General features: G+C 67.6%; 16 protein-coding genes. All 16 read left to right on the forward strand.

Annotated features, from left to right (window positions below; genetic code table 11):
* Positions 1 to 184 precede the first annotated feature (184 nt).
* The 16 genes from C662_RS12480 to C662_RS12555 all read left to right on the forward strand — a co-directional run bounded on the left by C662_RS12480 (position 185) and on the right by C662_RS12555 (position 16,294).
* Complete coding sequence (locus C662_RS12480; protein ID WP_002929564.1) at positions 185 to 1,726, forward strand: PAS domain-containing sensor histidine kinase; 1,542 nt, start codon at positions 185 to 187, stop codon at positions 1,724 to 1,726.
* 89 nt (positions 1,727 to 1,815) lie between these two features.
* Positions 1,816 to 2,508: a response regulator transcription factor gene (locus C662_RS12485; RefSeq protein ID WP_002929565.1), complete on the forward strand. Its 693-nt coding sequence runs from the start codon at positions 1,816 to 1,818 to the stop codon at positions 2,506 to 2,508.
* Positions 2,509 to 2,659: 151 nt separating this feature from the next.
* On the forward strand, positions 2,660 to 4,747 hold the full coding sequence (locus C662_RS12490; RefSeq protein WP_002929567.1) for a TonB-dependent receptor plug domain-containing protein: 2,088 nt from the start codon (positions 2,660 to 2,662) through the stop codon (positions 4,745 to 4,747).
* A gap of 1 nt (position 4,748) precedes the next feature.
* A complete protein-coding gene (locus C662_RS12495) occupies positions 4,749 to 5,912 on the forward strand; it encodes an ABC transporter substrate-binding protein (RefSeq protein ID WP_002929569.1) in 1,164 nt (387 codons plus the stop codon).
* The gene (locus tag C662_RS12500; protein ID WP_002929571.1) at positions 5,909 to 6,700 is read left to right on the forward strand and encodes an ABC transporter permease; all 792 of its coding nucleotides are present in this window, start codon (positions 5,909 to 5,911) and stop codon (positions 6,698 to 6,700) included. Before C662_RS12495 ends, C662_RS12500 begins: the two co-directional genes overlap by 4 nt.
* Positions 6,697 to 7,578 carry an ABC transporter ATP-binding protein gene (locus tag C662_RS12505; RefSeq protein WP_002929573.1) on the forward strand — a complete coding sequence of 294 codons (882 nt, stop codon included), beginning with the start codon at positions 6,697 to 6,699 and terminating at the stop codon, positions 7,576 to 7,578. The genes C662_RS12500 and C662_RS12505 overlap by 4 nt, the downstream gene beginning before the upstream one ends.
* A 12-nt stretch (positions 7,579 to 7,590) precedes the next feature.
* Complete coding sequence (locus C662_RS12510) at positions 7,591 to 8,883, forward strand: NnrS family protein (RefSeq protein ID WP_002929574.1); 1,293 nt, start codon at positions 7,591 to 7,593, stop codon at positions 8,881 to 8,883.
* 279 nt (positions 8,884 to 9,162) lie between these two features.
* Positions 9,163 to 10,542: an IS1380 family transposase gene (locus tag C662_RS12515; RefSeq protein ID WP_002924814.1), complete on the forward strand. Its 1,380-nt coding sequence runs from the start codon at positions 9,163 to 9,165 to the stop codon at positions 10,540 to 10,542.
* A gap of 282 nt (positions 10,543 to 10,824) precedes the next feature.
* Positions 10,825 to 11,421 (forward strand): hypothetical protein, encoded by a 597-nt coding sequence (locus C662_RS12520; protein ID WP_002929576.1) that lies wholly within the window; start codon positions 10,825 to 10,827, stop codon positions 11,419 to 11,421.
* Positions 11,422 to 11,698: 277 nt separating this feature from the next.
* Positions 11,699 to 12,037, forward strand: a complete 339-nt coding sequence (locus C662_RS12525; RefSeq protein ID WP_002929582.1) for an HMA2 domain-containing protein — start codon at positions 11,699 to 11,701, stop codon at positions 12,035 to 12,037.
* A complete protein-coding gene (locus C662_RS12530; protein ID WP_002929583.1) occupies positions 12,024 to 12,719 on the forward strand; it encodes a ferritin-like domain-containing protein in 696 nt (231 codons plus the stop codon). Before C662_RS12525 ends, C662_RS12530 begins: the two co-directional genes overlap by 14 nt.
* Position 12,720: 1 nt before the next feature.
* Positions 12,721 to 13,098: a hypothetical protein gene (locus tag C662_RS12535; RefSeq protein ID WP_002929584.1), complete on the forward strand. Its 378-nt coding sequence runs from the start codon at positions 12,721 to 12,723 to the stop codon at positions 13,096 to 13,098.
* Positions 13,095 to 13,430: a hypothetical protein gene (locus C662_RS12540; RefSeq protein WP_002929585.1), complete on the forward strand. Its 336-nt coding sequence runs from the start codon at positions 13,095 to 13,097 to the stop codon at positions 13,428 to 13,430. The genes C662_RS12535 and C662_RS12540 overlap by 4 nt, the downstream gene beginning before the upstream one ends.
* Complete coding sequence (locus C662_RS12545; protein ID WP_002929591.1) at positions 13,414 to 13,911, forward strand: hypothetical protein; 498 nt, start codon at positions 13,414 to 13,416, stop codon at positions 13,909 to 13,911. The genes C662_RS12540 and C662_RS12545 overlap by 17 nt, the downstream gene beginning before the upstream one ends.
* Positions 13,908 to 16,046 carry a heavy metal translocating P-type ATPase gene (locus C662_RS12550; protein WP_198291900.1) on the forward strand — a complete coding sequence of 713 codons (2,139 nt, stop codon included), beginning with the start codon at positions 13,908 to 13,910 and terminating at the stop codon, positions 16,044 to 16,046. Before C662_RS12545 ends, C662_RS12550 begins: the two co-directional genes overlap by 4 nt.
* A complete protein-coding gene (locus tag C662_RS12555) occupies positions 16,043 to 16,294 on the forward strand; it encodes a FeoA family protein (RefSeq protein ID WP_002929597.1) in 252 nt (83 codons plus the stop codon). The genes C662_RS12550 and C662_RS12555 overlap by 4 nt, the downstream gene beginning before the upstream one ends.
* The last annotated feature ends 26 nt before the right edge of the window (positions 16,295 to 16,320 follow it).

Consider the following 16,320-nt stretch of genomic DNA (forward strand, 5'->3'; position numbering starts at 1 on the left):
GGATGGCGAGCCCAGGGACGGCCTGGGTCTCCATACCGTCGGGTATGGAGAATGACAAAACATCTTGTCCGTAATTGCGTGGGAATGTACTGAATCGTGTCCTGGGCGTCCGCATGGCCGACACAGGCATAGAATGGGCCGGTTTTGTGCGGGTGATTGCGGACTGAGTTGGAGCGCCACGGGGATGAGTCGGGAGCAGCAGATGTCGAGCGAGGAGCGGCTCAGTCACAGCGAACTGCGCCTGCGCCAGATCACCGATACGATTCCGGCCCATGTGGGTTACTTCGATCACGACTGGGTGTTCCGCTACGGCAACAAGCGTTACGCGCAGTGGTTCGGTACCACCAGCGAGGCAATGAAGGACCGCCCCATCCCTGAGGTGATCGGCCCCCACGTGTTTGCCCAGGTCGAGGACAAGGTGCGCCGCGCGCTTGCCGGCGAGCAGGTGAGCTACGAGTACAGCATGCCCGGCCCGGACGGCGAGACGCGCTTTACGCGCAGCACCCTGGTGCCCGATTTCGGGCCGGATGGTGAGGTGATCGGCTGCTACGTGCATGCGGTCGACATCACCGAACAGCGCCGCACGCAGGACGCGCTCGCCCAGGCGCAGAAGATGGAGGCGATCGGCCAGCTCACCGGCGGTCTCGCCCACGACTTCAACAACATGCTCACCGTGGTGATGGGCAACCTGCAGGGCCTGATCGAGGTGCTGGGCGAACATCCCGCGGTGGACGAATATGTGCAGCCGGCGATGGCGGCCGCCGAGGGCGGCGCCGGACTGGTGCGCAGGCTGCTCGCCTTCTCGCGCCGGCAACCGATCGCGCCGGTGGTGGTCGAGGTCAATGGCCTCGTGCTCGACATGGCACGCATGATCCGGCGCTCGTTGCCGAGCACGATCGCCATCTCAACGGCCTCCCGCGACGTCGATCTGCGCGCGCTGGTCGACCCCAACCAGCTCGAGAGCGCACTGCTCAATCTCGCCCTCAATGCCCGCGACGCCATGCCCAATGGAGGTGAGCTGCGCATCGAGTGTTCGCTCGAGTGCATCGAGGGGCGGGCGGCGGCCGACCTTGAACTGCCGCCCGGCTGCTATGTCCAGATTGCGGTCAGCGACAACGGCACGGGCATGGATAGCGCGACGCTGGCGCGGGTGTTCGAGCCCTTCTTCACCACCAAGAGCTTTGGCCGCGGCAGTGGTCTCGGGTTGCCGATGGTGTATGGGTTCATCAAGCAGTCGGGCGGGGGGGTGCGGATCCGTAGCCGGCAGGCAGTCGGCACCACCTTGTCGCTCCTGCTGCCGCAGGCGCCGCAGCAGGTGCAAGCGGTCGCGCTGCCACCCGTGAGCGTGGCGCCGGCAGCGGCGCTCGAGGGGCGCCTGGTCCTGCTCGTAGAGGACGACGACAAGGTGCGCGACGTCGTGCGCAAGCAGCTTTCGGCGCTTGGCTGCGCCGTGCTCGAGGCCGAAAGTGGCCACGAGGCCGCCGACATGGTCGAGAATATCCCCGCGATCGGCCTGGTGTTGTCCGACATCGTGATGCCGGGGGGCATGGACGGGCGTGCGCTTGCACGCTTCGTGCGCCGTTTCCGGCCCGAGTTGCCGCTGGTGCTGATGAGCGGCTACGCCGACAAGGCGGAGGACGGCCGCGAGGAAGCGAACGTGCAGGTGCTCGACAAGCCCTTCAGCGCAGAGCAGCTTGCCGCCGCGCTGCATGCCGCGATCGCCTGAGCGTCCGCGCCGCCAATCGCGCCGCGGGCAAAGCATGCTTCAAGCTTGAGGGGGCCGAGTTGAGCGACAGGGCACAGCCAGGGCAGGCGTTGATTCACGTCGTCGAGGACGATGCCGCGGTGGCGCGGCTGATCACCGGTACGCTCGAGCGCTTCGGCTACCGCCATGCGGTGTTCCCGACCGGGGGTGAATTCCTGCGCCAGTTGCGCATGCAGTCGCCCGATCTCGCCATCCTCGACCTCGGCCTGCCCGACATGGACGGCATGGAGGTGCTGCAGCAGGTGCGTGGCCGTCATCGCTTCGGTCTGCTCATTGCCACCGGCCGTGACGATACCCATGACCGTGTGATGGGCCTCGAGCTCGGCGCCGACGACTATGTGGTCAAGCCCTTCGAGCCGCGCGAACTCATCGCGCGCGTGCGCAGCATCCTGCGCCGTTACCAGCCCGAGCCGGCGGCCTGCGCCCAGCCCCCGGGCGTTGCCTGCTTTGCAGGCTGGACCTTCGAGCGCGGCACGCATCGCCTGGTGTCGCCAGAGGGGGTCGAGGAGACCCTGAGTCTGGCCGAGTCGCAGTTGCTCATCGCCTTCCTCGAGCGTCCCAACCAGATCCTGTCGCGCGAGCAGTTGCTCGCCGGGCGCGACGTGTCCGCCCTCGATCGCAGCATCGATCTGCGCGTGTCGCGCTTGCGCAAGCGTTTCGAGCAGGGCGGGCATAGCGGCAAGTTCATCAAGACCGTGTATGGCGCAGGCTATCTGCTTGCCGCTACCGTGACCTGGCGCTGACAGGTACGCAAGGGCGACACAGGAGGAGGGTTTTTTTGATCGGGATCAAATGCGAATAATTCGCATTTTTGTATTATCATTTCGTCCGATCCTTATATCCTGAAGAGCAAGCCAGCCGCCGCCAGCCAGCTCGAGAACCCTTGGAGCTGTCATGCATTTGCGTCTGCGCGCGCTGGCCCCGGCGATGCTGGGCCTTTCCTTCGCTTCCTTGCCTGCGGTCGCGGCCGACACCGTGCTCGGCACCCAGGTCGTCACCGCCAAAGGCTATGCCGCCGACGTGCTGGAGACGCCACAGGCGGTCGAGATCCTCCACGCTCCTGCGGCGAGCGGCGCAGTAGCCGGCGAGCTGTTGCGCGGCAAGCCGGGCCTGTCGGCGCAGTCCGACGGTGCCTGGGGGCAGAATCCGGTGCTGCGTGGGCTCAAGAAGGAAAGCGTGGTGGTCATGGTCGATGGCCTGCGGGTCAATTCCGCCCAGCCGCAGGGGGCGATCGCATCGTTCATGGATCTCGGCCTGCTCGAGCGCGTCGAGGTGGTCAAGGGGCCGGGTTCGGTGTTGTACGGCAGTGGCGCGATGGGCGGTGTGGTCAACCTGATCACACCCGAGGCCGAATTCAGCGACCAGGCGCGCACCGGCGGCCGAGCGGGTGTCCGCTTCAGCAGCGTCGACAAGGGCATTGCCGGCGCGCTGCTGCTGCAGCATGCCAGTGCCGACAATGCGCTCGTGCTCGGCGTCGCCGGCCGTGACGTCGATGACTATCGCAGTCCCGATGGGCGTGAGGCGCGCACCGGCTACCAGTCCGACACGCTGCTGGCGAAGTACCGCCACCGCGTCGCCGACGGTGTCAGCCTGCGCCTGAACCTGCAGCGCCATAACGACGAGGATGTCTGGTACCCCGGCTCGGCACGGGAGCAGAGCTTTCGCAGACGCTTGCCCGATGGCAGTTACGCAGAGACGCCTTTGGGAGAGGTCACAATCCATTCTCCCGAGCAGCGCCGCGAGCTTTACGAACTCGGCACCGACATGACGTTAGGTGATGGGACCCTCTCGGCCGAGGTGTACCGTCAGGAGGTCTTTCGCCAGATTCGCGCGTATACCGAGCGGTTCGGCAAGAATTACGTGCGCAACGACGTTACGTTCTCCACCAATGGAGCGAAGGCGAAGTATGTCTTCCCGTTAGCGGGGGCACATCTGCTGACGGTGGGTGTCGATACATGGGAGATGAAGGGCAGCCCGGAGCGCTATATGGGCAATCCGGCGACCGGCTTTGAGGCTACCGTGCGCAACGACCCTTTCAGCAGGGGGAGGGTGAAGTCCGCAGGGGTGTTCGTGCAGGACGAGTTCGAGCTGGGTGTCACGCGATTGGTGGCGGGCGCGCGCTACGACCGCGTCACGGGCAATGCGGCTCAGAAAGGCTGGGGTGCGGATGCTCGTACGACCGGGCTGAAGAAGTCGGACAACAACCTGTCGTGGTCCCTGGGGGTGGTGCACCCCTTGGCCGAGGCGCTGAACGCGTACGCCAACATCGGTCGCGCCTACCGCGCTGCCGACATGCGCGAGCGCTTCGAGGACTCGGCGCGCGGGGATGGCTACTTCCATGTCGGCAACCCGCAGCTCGACCCCGAAGTGTCGACCAGCTTCGAGATCGGCCTGAAGTCCACCGCGGCCGGGTTGAGCTACAACGTGGCGGCCTTCTACACCCGTATCGACGACTACATCGCAGGGCGCATCACCGGCGCCAGCCATCCGGGTACCGGCCTGCCGCTCAAGCGCACGGAGAACCTCGACAAGGTCAGCATCTACGGCATCGAGGGCAGCGCCAGCATGCCGCTCGGCGCCTTCGTTGCCGACGCCGGCTTTACCTGGCTGCGCGGCAAGAACCACCAGGACAACGAGCCGCTGTTCCAGATGCCGGCGCCCGAGCTGACGCTCGGCATTGGCCAGCCGGCCGAGCGCGGCTTCTGGTGGCGCGCCCAGCTGCGCGCGGTGGCCGAGCAGGACCGCATCGCCACGCGCTTCTCCAATGGCACCGAGAACCGTACCGCCGGCTTCGTCACCGCGGATGCCGGGTTCGGCTGGCACTTCGGCAAGGTCGGCGCCTTCGAGTCCGCCGGCCTGGCCGTACAGCTCACCAATCTCGCCGACAAGCGCTACCACGAGCATCAGACCGACGGCGTCTCCGGCAACGAGCTTGCCGCGCCCGGGCGCGGTGTCGCACTCAGCCTGAACGGGAGCTTCTGATATGGAAAACGGCCACCGCTACTCAGGACGACGCCGGCGCTCGCGCGGCGTCGTGTTTGCGGACCGCTCGACGCAGCGCTTCGGGGGTGCATCGGGCGCGTCGGGCGCGGAGAAGGGGGCGGTGGCCGCCCGGAGCGAGCGGCGCGCACTGATGCTGCCGGCGTGGACACGCGCCGTGCTGCACGTGTGCGTGATATGCGCCTTCCTGCTCGTCACTGGCGTCGTACATGCGCAGAAGCTGCCGAGGCTGACCCTGTCCGGGCCTTCGGCCTCGGTGTCGAATGCATTGATCCACATGGCCGACTCCGGTGCGCTCGCCGACGTCGCCGAGGTGGTCGAGTTCGTGCCCTGGCGCGACCCGGACCAGCTGCGCGTGATGGCGCTCGACGGCCGTGCCGACGTGCTCGCCATGCCGACCAACGTCGCCGCCAACCTGTACAACCGCGGCGCCAAGCTGCAACTCATCAACGTGTCGACCTGGGGCGTGCTGTGGCTGGTGTCGCGCGATCCGACGCTCAAATCGCTTGCCGACCTGCGCGGCAAGGAGCTGGCGATGCCGTTTCGCGGCGACATGCCCGACATCGTGCTGCAGCTGCTGGCCGAGCAGCAGGGCATTGACGTCAGGAAGGATCTGAACCTGCGCTACGTTGCCAGCCCGGTCGATGCGATGCAGCTGCTGGTCATGCGTCGCGTCGACCATGCCTTGCTTGCCGAGCCTGCCGCCTCGATGGCCTTGCGCAAGACGGGCTCATTCCCGCTCAGCGTGCTTGCCCCCGAGCTCCACCGCAGCGTCGACCTGCAGCAGGAGTGGGGGCGGGTGTTCGCTCGCGAGGCACGCATCCCGCAGGCCGGCATTGCGGTGATGGGCGCCCTGCGCGCGCGCCCCGAGCTGGTCGCGCGCATCGAGGCCGAGTACGTGCGCTCGCTGGCCTGGTGCAAGGCCAACGCCGAAGCCTGTGGCAAGGCGGTGGCGGCACGCATCGACATGCTCAGCGCCGAGGCGGTGGCCGATTCGATCGCGGTGAGCCAGCTCGACGCCGTGCCGGCGGCGGCAGCGCGCGCCGAACTCGAGTTCATGTACGGACACCTGCTTGCAAAGAACCCCGCGTTGGTCGGTGGCAAGCTCCCCGATGATGGCTTCTACGCCGGAGCGGGGATGCAATGACGCTGCTGCGCGCCTGGCTCGCCGGGTTGCCCGCCTACCTGTGGAGCGGCTGGGGCGCGATCGCCAGCCTGTTCCTGCTGCTCGCCGCCTGGGAGGCGGTGAGCCTCGTTTACGGGCCCTTGGTCATGCCCGACCCGCGTTCGGCCTTCGCCACGCTGTGGGCGCTCATCGACAGCGGCGCTGCCTGGCCCGAGCTCGCCGCCACTGCTCGCCGCGCGCTGTCAGGCTATGTTCTGGCGGTGCTTGCCGGCAGTGTGCTGGGGCTGGTCGCCGGGCTGTCGATGACCGCATCCATGATGTCGCGCCCGCTCGTCACCGTGCTCATGGGCACGCCGCCGATCGCCTGGCTGGTGCTCGCCATGCTGTGGTTCGGCGCGAGCGACGGCACACCGGTGTTCACCGTTTTCGTCGCTGCCTTCCCGGTGATCTTTATCGGGGCGCTGCAGGGCACGCGCACGCTCGACAACCACCTGCGCGGCATGGCCGAGGCCTTCCGCCTGCCGCGGCGAATGATGTTCGTCGACGTCTATCTGCCGCATGTCGTCTCTTACCTGTTCCCGGCCTGGATCGCCGCGCTCGGCACGGCCTGGAAGGTGGTGGTGATGGCCGAGCTGCTCGCCACCCAGGATGGCGTCGGTGCGGCGCTCGCGGTGTCGCGCTCGCACCTGGACACGGCGTCGACCATGGCCTGGATCGCGGCGGTGGTCGGCTTGCTGCTGGCGGTGGAGTACCTGGTGCTCGAACCGATCAAGCGCGAGGTTGAGCGTTGGCGGGAGCAGGGCACATGAGCATCGGCACACTGCCGGCAGCGGCCGGCACGCAGCATGAACTGCGCATCCGCGCGCTCGATCACGCCTTCGGGCGCGACGAGGTACTGGCCGGCATCGATTTCCGCCTGCGTGCGGGAGAGGTGGTCGCCCTGGTCGGCCCCTCGGGTTGTGGCAAGACCACGCTGCTGCACCTTGCTGCCGGTCTGTTGACGGTGCAGGCGGGTGAGGTGTCGAACAGCTTTTCGAGCACCGCCTTCATGTTCCAGCAGCCACGCCTGCTGCCATGGAAGACGGCGCTCGACAACATCGCCCTCGGTCTCAAGGCCGCCGGCGTGGGGCGCGACGAGCGCCACTTTCGCGCTCGCGAGCTTGCCCTGCGCCTGGGTCTCGCGCATCGCGACCTCGACAAGTTTCCCCACCAGTTGTCGGGCGGCATGCAGAGCCGTGTTGCGCTTGCGCGCGCGCTGGTGCTGGCGCCCGAACTGCTGCTGCTCGATGAGCCCTTCTCGGCGCTCGATGTCGGTCTCAAGGAAGAGCTCTACCGCCTGCTGCTGGCGCAGCAGGCCGAGCAAGGCATGGGCGTGCTGATGATCACCCACGACCTCATGGAGGCTGTCCGCCTGTCCGACGCCATCCTGGTGATGGCGCCCACGCCCGGGCGCATCGTGTGCCGGTTCGAGCTCGGTCAGCCCGCGGCGAGCAGGGACGACGCCTGGGTCTATCACCATACCGCGGAACTGCTGCAGGCGGAGGCGGTGCGCGACAGCTTCGGCCTGCCGCCCGGCGTGCCTGCGTTGGCTGAGGTGCCGGCAGTGCGCCCGGGTGCAGGCTTGCGCCTGGTCGTGCCCGCCGAGCCGGTGCTGGGCGCCCGTGGCGGCGCGCGCTGCGGCGGCTGAGGCGTACACGTCATGCGCTTTACGACTCGCGACACCTTGTTCGACCAGCTGGCGGCGCGGCCGCTGTTCATGTGCGGCTTTCGCCCCTTCTTCCTCGCCACGGCCGGGTACGCCGTGATTCTGCTGTCGATCTGGCTGGGCTTTCTTGCCTGGGGGCTGGGCGTGCCGGCCGTGTCCGGCGGCCCGATCGTCTGGCATGCGTATGAGCTGATGTTCGGTTTCGGACTGGCTGCGGTGGCGGGCTTTCTGCTGACGGCGGTGCCCGAGTTCACCGGTACGCCCGCCCTGGGGCGCCGTGTCGCGCTCGGTATGGTCCTGCTGTGGGCGGCTGCCCGTCTCGCCTTCTGGCTGTCCGGGACATTGGGCGTTGTTGGGGAGGCCCTGGCGGCGGTGCTCAACCTGGGCTTTCTCGGCGCGCTGATCGCGCTCGTCGCACCGCGCCTGTGGCGCGACCCCGAGCGTCGCCACCTCGCCTTCCTGTGGGGGCTGGGCGCGATGTGGCTGGCGCTGGCCGGCTTCCATGCCGACGCCCTGGGCGGGCTGTATCCGATGCGCTGGGTAAAGGTAGGTGTCGGCGTGATGATGGTGCTGATCGTGGTCGCCTTGAGCCGCATCTCCATGCGCATCGTCAACGATGCGCTCGATGCCGAGCGTCTGCGACGCGATGGTGCTGCGGCCCGCCGCCATGGCGAGGACGACGACCTGCCTGATTACCGCGCGCGTCCGCCGCGACGCAATCTCGCCATCTTCGGTGTGGCGCTGTACACCGCGGTCGAGTTCGTGCTGCCCGGATCGGTCATTGCCGGGTGGGTGGCGCTGGCTGCGGCTGCCGCCGTGCTCAACCTGCTCAACGACTGGCATGTCGGCCGCGCGCTGCTGTCGCGCTGGGCACTCATGCTCTACGTGGTGTATTGGCTGATGGCGGCAGGCTATGCCTTGAGCGGCCTGGCCCTGCTCGGTGTGCCGGTGGCGCCCAGTGCAGGCCTGCACTTGCTGACAATCGGCGCGATGGGGGTATCGATCTTCGGCGTGCTGTGCATCGCCGGGCGCACACATGCGGGCCACGAACTGGACATGAGGTCCTGGGTACTGCTGGCCGCAGTCGGGCTGGTGGTGGCGGCGCTGGCGCGCGCGGCCTCGGGCCTGCCCGGCCTGCCGATCGCGGGTCTGCAGGCGGTGAGCGTTGCCGCCTGGGTGGTGGCCTATGGCCTCGCCGCGCGCTATCTGGGTGCAGTATTCCTGGCGCCGCGGCCCGATTCGGGAACGGGCTGCGAGGAAGTGCTCGAAGAGGCGAGTCCGCCCTGATACGCGTCATATCGACGATGACGATGAGCCTGGTGCACGGCGCCGACCGGCAGGGTATGCTGAACGGGTTTTTGTCATCAGCTGGAAGCGCCGTCAGGGAGGCGTCGCTTCCGTATCCTCAGTGCCTCCCCTGGGAGTGGAATCATGCAAAACAACAATAGTGGCCGTCTCGTCACGGTTTTAGCCCGCATTTCTCACAGATAGGAGGCGCATCGCGGCCGGAAATATGAGAAAGTTGTTTTGCGAGAACGACTTAACCATACTCCGGAGGAATCCGCGATGCCGACACAGTGTACCGGACGAAGCCAAGGTGCGGAGCGTATTGAGGGCCGCCAGGTGGCGGTTGATTTCGACGGAGGGCAGATCAGCTCGGATGCGGGCGCGCTGTTGCTGCGCGAGGTCGATCGCACGTTGCGACTGACCGAGCGGGTGGCGGCCTGCTTCGAGGATGGGCGTGATCCGGAGCTGATCGAACACACCGTGCACACGCTGGTGATGCAACGGATCGTGGGGATCGCGCTCGGCTACGAGGACCTGAACGACCACGACCAGTTGCGCCGTGACCCGGTGCTGGCCACGCTGGCGGGCAAGCTCAGCGCTCGGCGCAAGGGCTGCGAGCCGCTGGCGGGCAAGTCGACCTTGAACCGGCTCGAACATGCCCCCGACACCAAGGACGGTTCGCGCTATCACAAGATCGCTCACGATCCGGCGGCCTTCGAGTCACTGTTTGTCGAGTGCTTCATCGAGGCACATGCGCAGGCGCCTGAAGAGATCATCCTCGATCTGGACGCCACCGACGACCCGCTGCACGGCCAGCAGGAAGGGCGCTTCTTCCATGGCTACTACGGCGGTTACTGCTACTTGCCGCTGTACATCTTCTGCGGCCGACATCTGCTCGCCGCCAAGCTGCGCCGGGCCAACACGGATGCCTCGGCGGGCAGCATCGATGAACTCGAACGCATCATCACCCAGATCCGCCGCCACTGGCCCGAGGTGCGCATCGTGCTGCGCGCCGACTCGGGCTTTGCGCGCGATGCCTTGATGAGCTGGTGCGAAGCAGAGCACATCGACTTCGTGTTCGGGCTGGCCAAAAATGATCGGCTCAAGGCGCAGATCGACACCGAGATGAGCGAGGCGCAGGCCGAATGCACCCAGACCGGCAAGCCCGCGCGGCGGTTTCGCGACTTCACCTACCGCACCCTCGACAGCTGGTCGCGTGTCCGACGGGTCGTCGGCAAGGCCGAACAGTTACCGGGCAAGGCCAATCCGCGCTTCATCGTCACCAGCCTGGACGCCCAGCGCTGGCCGGCACGCGAACTGTATGAGGCGCTGTACTGCGCCCGCGGCGAAATGGAGAACCGGATCAAGGAGTGCCAGCTTCATCTGTTCGCCGATCGCACCTCGACGGCGACGATGCGGGCCAACCAGCTGCGGCTGTGGTTCGCCTCCTTCGCCTACGTCATGCTCGAAGCGCTGCGCCGCATCGGGCTGGCTGGCACCGAACTGGCCGACGCCACCTGCGAGAGCCTGCGCCTGAAACTGCTCAAGATCGGCGCACGGGTCAAGATCAGCGTGCGCCGCATCCACATCAGCATGGCCAGCAGTCATCCATTCCAGACCGCATGGCGCCTGGCCCAGGCCAGACTCGCCCCCGGCTGATCCGCCACGCTACCGTGGCCCTGCTGATCCGATCGCGCTCCCGTTCGCGCGAGGCGGTCTCATGCCCGAACAGCGCCGCTTGCCCCCTCAACGCACCTGACCGCTCGCAGAACCTCACCCGCCTGCCCTCGATTGGCCGCTCGCGGGCCTGAACCCTCGCGGTCACGGCGACGCGTGAAGCAAAAAGCCGCACCACCGGGGGCCGAACCGTGAGGGTGTGAGAAATGCGGGTTAGCCCTGCTGCTCGCGAGCGCAGCAGCGCCGGCGCTTGCAGAGCGTCCGATGGCGGTGGACGATGCAGGTACGCTCGAGCGCGGCGGCGCCAAGCTGGAGTTCGGCTGGAGTCGCGATGGCGGGGTGCGCGGCTTCGAGGGCGCCGCTGGCTTCGGGCCGATCGACAACGTCGAGGTGGAGGTCGGGCTCGGCCGGGCCAAGGATCGCGACGCCGATCCCGACGCCAGGATCCGCGCCGTCGGCGCTGCGCTGAAGTGGATACCCCTGCAGGCCGAGACTGGCCTGTCGGCGGGCCTGAAGTACGAGTATGGCCGCGAGCGCGTGAGCGGCGAGGGCACGGCACGAGCCCATTCGCTGGCAGGCCTTGCGACCTGGGCGTTCGAGCAGGGGCCGAGGGTTCACCTCAACCTTGGCCGAGGTTGGACGAAGGGCGACGAAGACCTGAACTTCTGGGGTCTGGGCCTGGACGTTCCGCTGAGCGAGCAGGTCGATTTCGTCGTCGAGACCTTCGGCGAGGAGCATTCCGGCCCTGATCGCCAGGTCGGGCTGCGTTACACGATTGCCGAAGGTGTGAAAGTGTCTGCCGCAGTTGGGCGAGGCAACGGCCGCACGATCGCCAATGCGGGCGTCGCCTGGGAGTTCTGATTCTGCCGGCACCGGGGCTGCAATTGCAGCCCTGTTTGACTTTTGTCATATCCGCAGCGGCGGGATGGCGTAGAGTTTTTTCATCGATGTGAAGGGGTGGTTGAGCGGTGGATTCGCTCCCGCCCGGTTTCTGCATTGAGTCGGGTTCGCGTAGCCAGCCGAAGTTGCCAGCCAGGAACCCCCTGGAGCGTTTTTCGCTCGGGGTGGCTGGCGTTGCGTGCGGTGCTCGATCCGTACCCTTGCGCAGCCCCCCGGCGTGGATGGGTGGATCTGCAAGATGCCTGATTTCGAAGAACTGCGCGCTTTCCTGCGGGAGGTGCGCATCGCCCATCATATCCGCGGACGAATCCGCCTCAAGGTCGAGGCGGCGGCGGTGTCGATCGACTTTCCGCGCGAACGTGCGCAGGTGTTCCAGTCCCTGCTCGACCACATCCCGGGCGTGCGCTCGGTCCAGGTCAATCTGCTCGCGCGCTCGTGCACCGTGCAGTACGACCCCGCGCTCATCCCCGAACGGGCGTGGAGCGACCTGCTGGACGGCAGGGTGTCGGATGCCGCAGCAATCCTCGAACGCATTCTGCGCGATACCTACGTGGAGATCGGCAATGCAAAACCATGACGAACTGATGCTGCGTACGCAGCGGATCGATCCGCGCGCGCCGTACCCGGTGGTGCACCAGGCTGTCAGGATCGCGCTCTATGACGAGTATGCGGCCCGCAGCTTCTACGCCCGTGTGATCGAAGCCTTCGGTGAGCGGCCGCCGTTTGCAAACATCCTGCGCTCGGAAGGGCAACATGTCGCCGCCCTGCTGGGGCTCTGCGAGCGCTTCGGCATTCCGCGTCCGCTCGATCCGTTCGCGCAGGAGACGACGGTCGAGCCGACCTGGTTGGCGAATTGCCAGCGCGCCGTCGTCGGCGAGATCGCCAATGTGCAGCTGTATGCCTACCTGCTCACCCAGGTGGCAGAGCCCGAGGTGCGCCGGGTGTTCCAGAACCTGCAGGCAGCGGCCCTGCATAACCACCTGCCCGCGTTCCGCCAGGCAGTGGCAGCTGCCTCGGCCCAGGAGAATTACCACGCCGCTCACGGCATCCCGCCACAACAGGCTTATGTGAGCCACGGACCGCTGTCCGACTTTCTCGAGCGCGCCTTCTCGCAGTTGGGCCCGTATGCCGGCCCCATCGGTGTCTTCAGTCCGCTTCTGCGTCGTGCACACCCCGCCATGCTGGCCGGCATGGTCGCGGGGGGCGCCGGAGTCTACCTGTTGAAGGACAGGATCGGCCGTCAACGCAAGGAGAACTGACATGTTCCCGCTGTTTCCCTTTGTAGCTGGGGTGCTGACCGGCGCAGTCGCGCTCCGCCTGATCAAGACCGACAAGACCAAGGCTGGCCTGGAGAAAGCCCAGGACAAGCTGCGCGGCGCGACGGTGTCCAGCCTTGAGGCGATCGAGAGCGCTTCCGCACGCGTGCGCCAGCGTTTGACGGCCGAGGATGCAGAGGCGTCCGCAACTGCGGAAGCAGTTGCCGATGTCGTTGCGCCTGCCGCCGCCCCCGAAGCGCCACCGCGCACGCGTGCAGCGCGTGCCGCCAGGCCCGCGGCAGGGCGTGCTCCGAAGACCAGCTCCAAGGCCAAAGCCGCGCCTGGCGGGGAGCCGGCCGATGATGGAGAGGCCGGGTCATGAGGCCGCTGCCACGCCTCATGCCGGCGCCGACGCCCAGGTTAGGGGGGGCCACCTTCGTGCAGGGCTTCGTTGCAGGGGCCTGCGTATCGGCTTTCCAGGATCAGGCCTCGCCCCTTTCCAGAACCGAACTCAAGCGCGTGCTCCGCCATGGGCTGCAGGGCGGTACGGCGCTGACCGCCGGCAGCGCCGCCGCGCACGCCGTACGCCGGCAGGACTACGCGGCGGCGCTGCTCGCCGCGGCTGCGGGTGCTGCCGGCGTACTGATCATCGAACGAATGCTGCGCGAACGGGTGCAGACCGAACAGGAGAAGAAGGATGTCCAAGAAGCATAAGAAGGCCCACCGCCGCGCCTATGGCGAGATGGCGGGCGGCCACCCGGGGGCTGCCGGCCCGATGTACCAGGGGCATTACGGCCAATACCCGCAGTACGGCCACAACGGCATGGCGGCTGATCCGGCGATGACGGGCATGTACGGAGCGAGTGGCGGGTTTGGGCAGGGCGTGGGCGATGGCCAGGGCGGCCAGGGCCTGTATGACGGTCTGCAGGCGGGCCTGCACGCGGCTGGCCTGGACAAGGGCCTGCTGCAGGGCATGCCGGCCTTCCTGCGCACGCGCAACACCGAGCAGTTCCTGCTCGGGGCGCTCATCGGCGCGGCCGCGGCCTGGGTGCTGAGCGACGAGGAACTGCGCGGCAAGATCGTGAAGTCGGCAATCAAGCTCTACGCCGGTGTCGCCGGCGGCTTCGAGGAGATGAAGGAGCAGATGTCCGACATCCGCGCCGAGGTCGAGGCGGAGCGCCACGGGGACGCATGATGGCCAGTGCCTGGGTGTCTGCGCTCGAGCCCGTGCATGCGACCCGGGGGCGGGTGCGCTGGCGCTATGCCTTGCGCCCGGGTGCATCGGCCGACGTGCAGGCCCTTGAGCGCGCGGTCCTGGTCGTCGACGGGGTGCGCAAGGTGCGCGTCAATGCCGCTGCGCGCGCACTGGTCGTGGAGTACGACCACAGGACCACTACGGCCGAACGCGTCGCGATCGAGATCCTGCGCATGGATGCCGTCCGTGCGCGCAGGGCGGGCGCCGCCAATGGCGAGCCGAGCGCGGCACCGCTGGCGCTGAGCGCGGCGACCTTGCTTGCGACGCGCTCGCTGCAGCCCGGGCTGCAGGCTCCGGTGGCCCTCGGCACAGCGATCCCGCTGCTGGGCGAGGCGATGGACGATTTCCTCGAAAAGGGGGTGACGTCGCACGTGCTCGAGGCGATGGCGGTGGCGATCTCCATTGGCCGGCGCGATTTCCTCGCCGCGAACACCACGTCCTTCCTGCTCGCGCTCGGCGAGTACCTCGAGGCCTCGATCGAGCGCCGCTCGGACGAACTGCTCAAGCACCTGCTCAAGCCCGCGGTCGACGAGGTTTGGGTGGAGCGCAACGGAGAGGAAGTCCAGGTCGACGCGGACGAGGTGCGCGTCGGCGATACCGTGATCGTCGCGACCGGCGCCGTGATTCCGGTCGATGGCACGGTGCTCGGCGGCGAGGCCTTGGTCAACGAGGCCACGATGACCGGCGAGAGCGTGCCGGTGGCGCGTCGCCGTGGCGATGCGGTGCTGTCGGGCACGCTGGTCGAGGAAGGGCGCTTGCGCATCTATGCCGAGAAGGTTGGCGCCCAGGCTGCCGTCGCGCGCATCGCCGACTTCGTCGAGCAGTCGCTCGCGGTCAAGAGCAAGACCCAGCTCGAGGCCGCGCGCATGGCCGACCGCCTGGTGCCCATGGTGCTGGGGCTGGCGGGTGCCACCTGGCTGGTGTCGCGTGACTGGCAGCGTGTGGCGGCCGTGCTGCAGGCTGACTATTCCTGCGCGCTCAAGCTGTCCACACCGGTGGCCTTCAAGGCGGCGATGTATGCCGCCGGCAAGTCTGGGATGCTGGTCAAGGGCGCCAAGGCGCTCGAGCGACTGGCCGAGGCCGACACCTTCGTGTTCGACAAGACCGGCACCCTGAGCACCGGCAGGCTCGAGGTGACCGACTCGGTGGCCTTCAAGCCCGGCTATTCGCCCGAGGACCTGATCAACCTGGCCGCGTCGGTCGAGGAGCACTATTTCCACCCGCTCGCGCTGGCGGTGGTCGAGGCCTCGCGGCGGCTGGAGAAGCCACGCCACTTCGACCACAAGGAAGTCGAGTTCATCGTTGCCCACGGGGTGGCCAGCGTCATTGACGGACGGCGCATCGTGGTCGGCTCGCGCCACTTCGTCGAGGACGACGAGGGCATTCCGGTCGCGGCCCACCGCGAGGTCATCGACCGTCTCCACGTCGAAGGCAAGACCCTGCTCTACATCGGCTTCGGCGGCGAACTGCTCGGCGTGATTGCACTGCGTGACGGCCTGCGCAGCAACAGCGCGGCAACCATCCGCCGCTTGCGTCGGCTTGGCGTCAGGCGTGTGCTGATGCTCACCGGCGATCACCCCGAACGCGCACGTGCAATGGCGGAAGCACTCGGCCTGGACGCGTTCCATGCCGGGCTGATGCCACAGGACAAGGCCAGCATCCTGCAGGCGCTGGCGGCCGATGGTGCGCGCATCGCCTTCGTTGGCGATGGCGTCAACGATGCGCCGGCACTCAGCGGTGCGCACGTCGGCATCTCTATGCACAACGGCGCCGATGTGGCGCGGCTGGCGTCGGACGTGGCGCTGCTCGAGGACGACATCGCCCGTGTGGCGGATGCCCGTGCGCTCGCGCTGGCGACGCGGCGCCTCATCGACAGCAACTTCAAGCTCACGGTTGGCCTCAACACCACGATCCTGTCGGCGGCTGCGTTCGGCTGGCTGACGCCGGTGGCCGCTTCGGCCCTGCACAACGGCACGACGATCGCCATCCTGCTGCGTGCGCTCGCTGGCGCCGGCCTGCCGCGCGGACCGAGCGTACGGAACGAAAGCGCCGCACAAGGGGGCGTAGCCGCATGAGCCACCCAGACCGTTCCAGTGCCTTCCCCCTGGCGATGGCAGCCGAGGGTGAGGCCGTTTGCGTGGTTGCCATCCTGGGCGGTTCGGCCATGGCCTTGCGCGTGGCCGAGATCGGCCTGAATGTCGGCAGTGAGCTCGTCGTCCGCCAGCGCCAGGGGGGTGGCCTGGTGGTGGGGCGCGGCGAGACGCGCTTTGCCCTGGGCGCCGGCATGGCCCACAAGATCCTGGTGGCGCGTGCCGGAGCCTGAGCCGCGCGTCCCTTCACATGCTGCGG

Origin of the sequence: Thauera sp. 28, from assembly GCF_000310145.2 — a bacterium.
Lineage (GTDB): Bacteria > Pseudomonadota > Gammaproteobacteria > Burkholderiales > Rhodocyclaceae > Thauera > Thauera mechernichensis.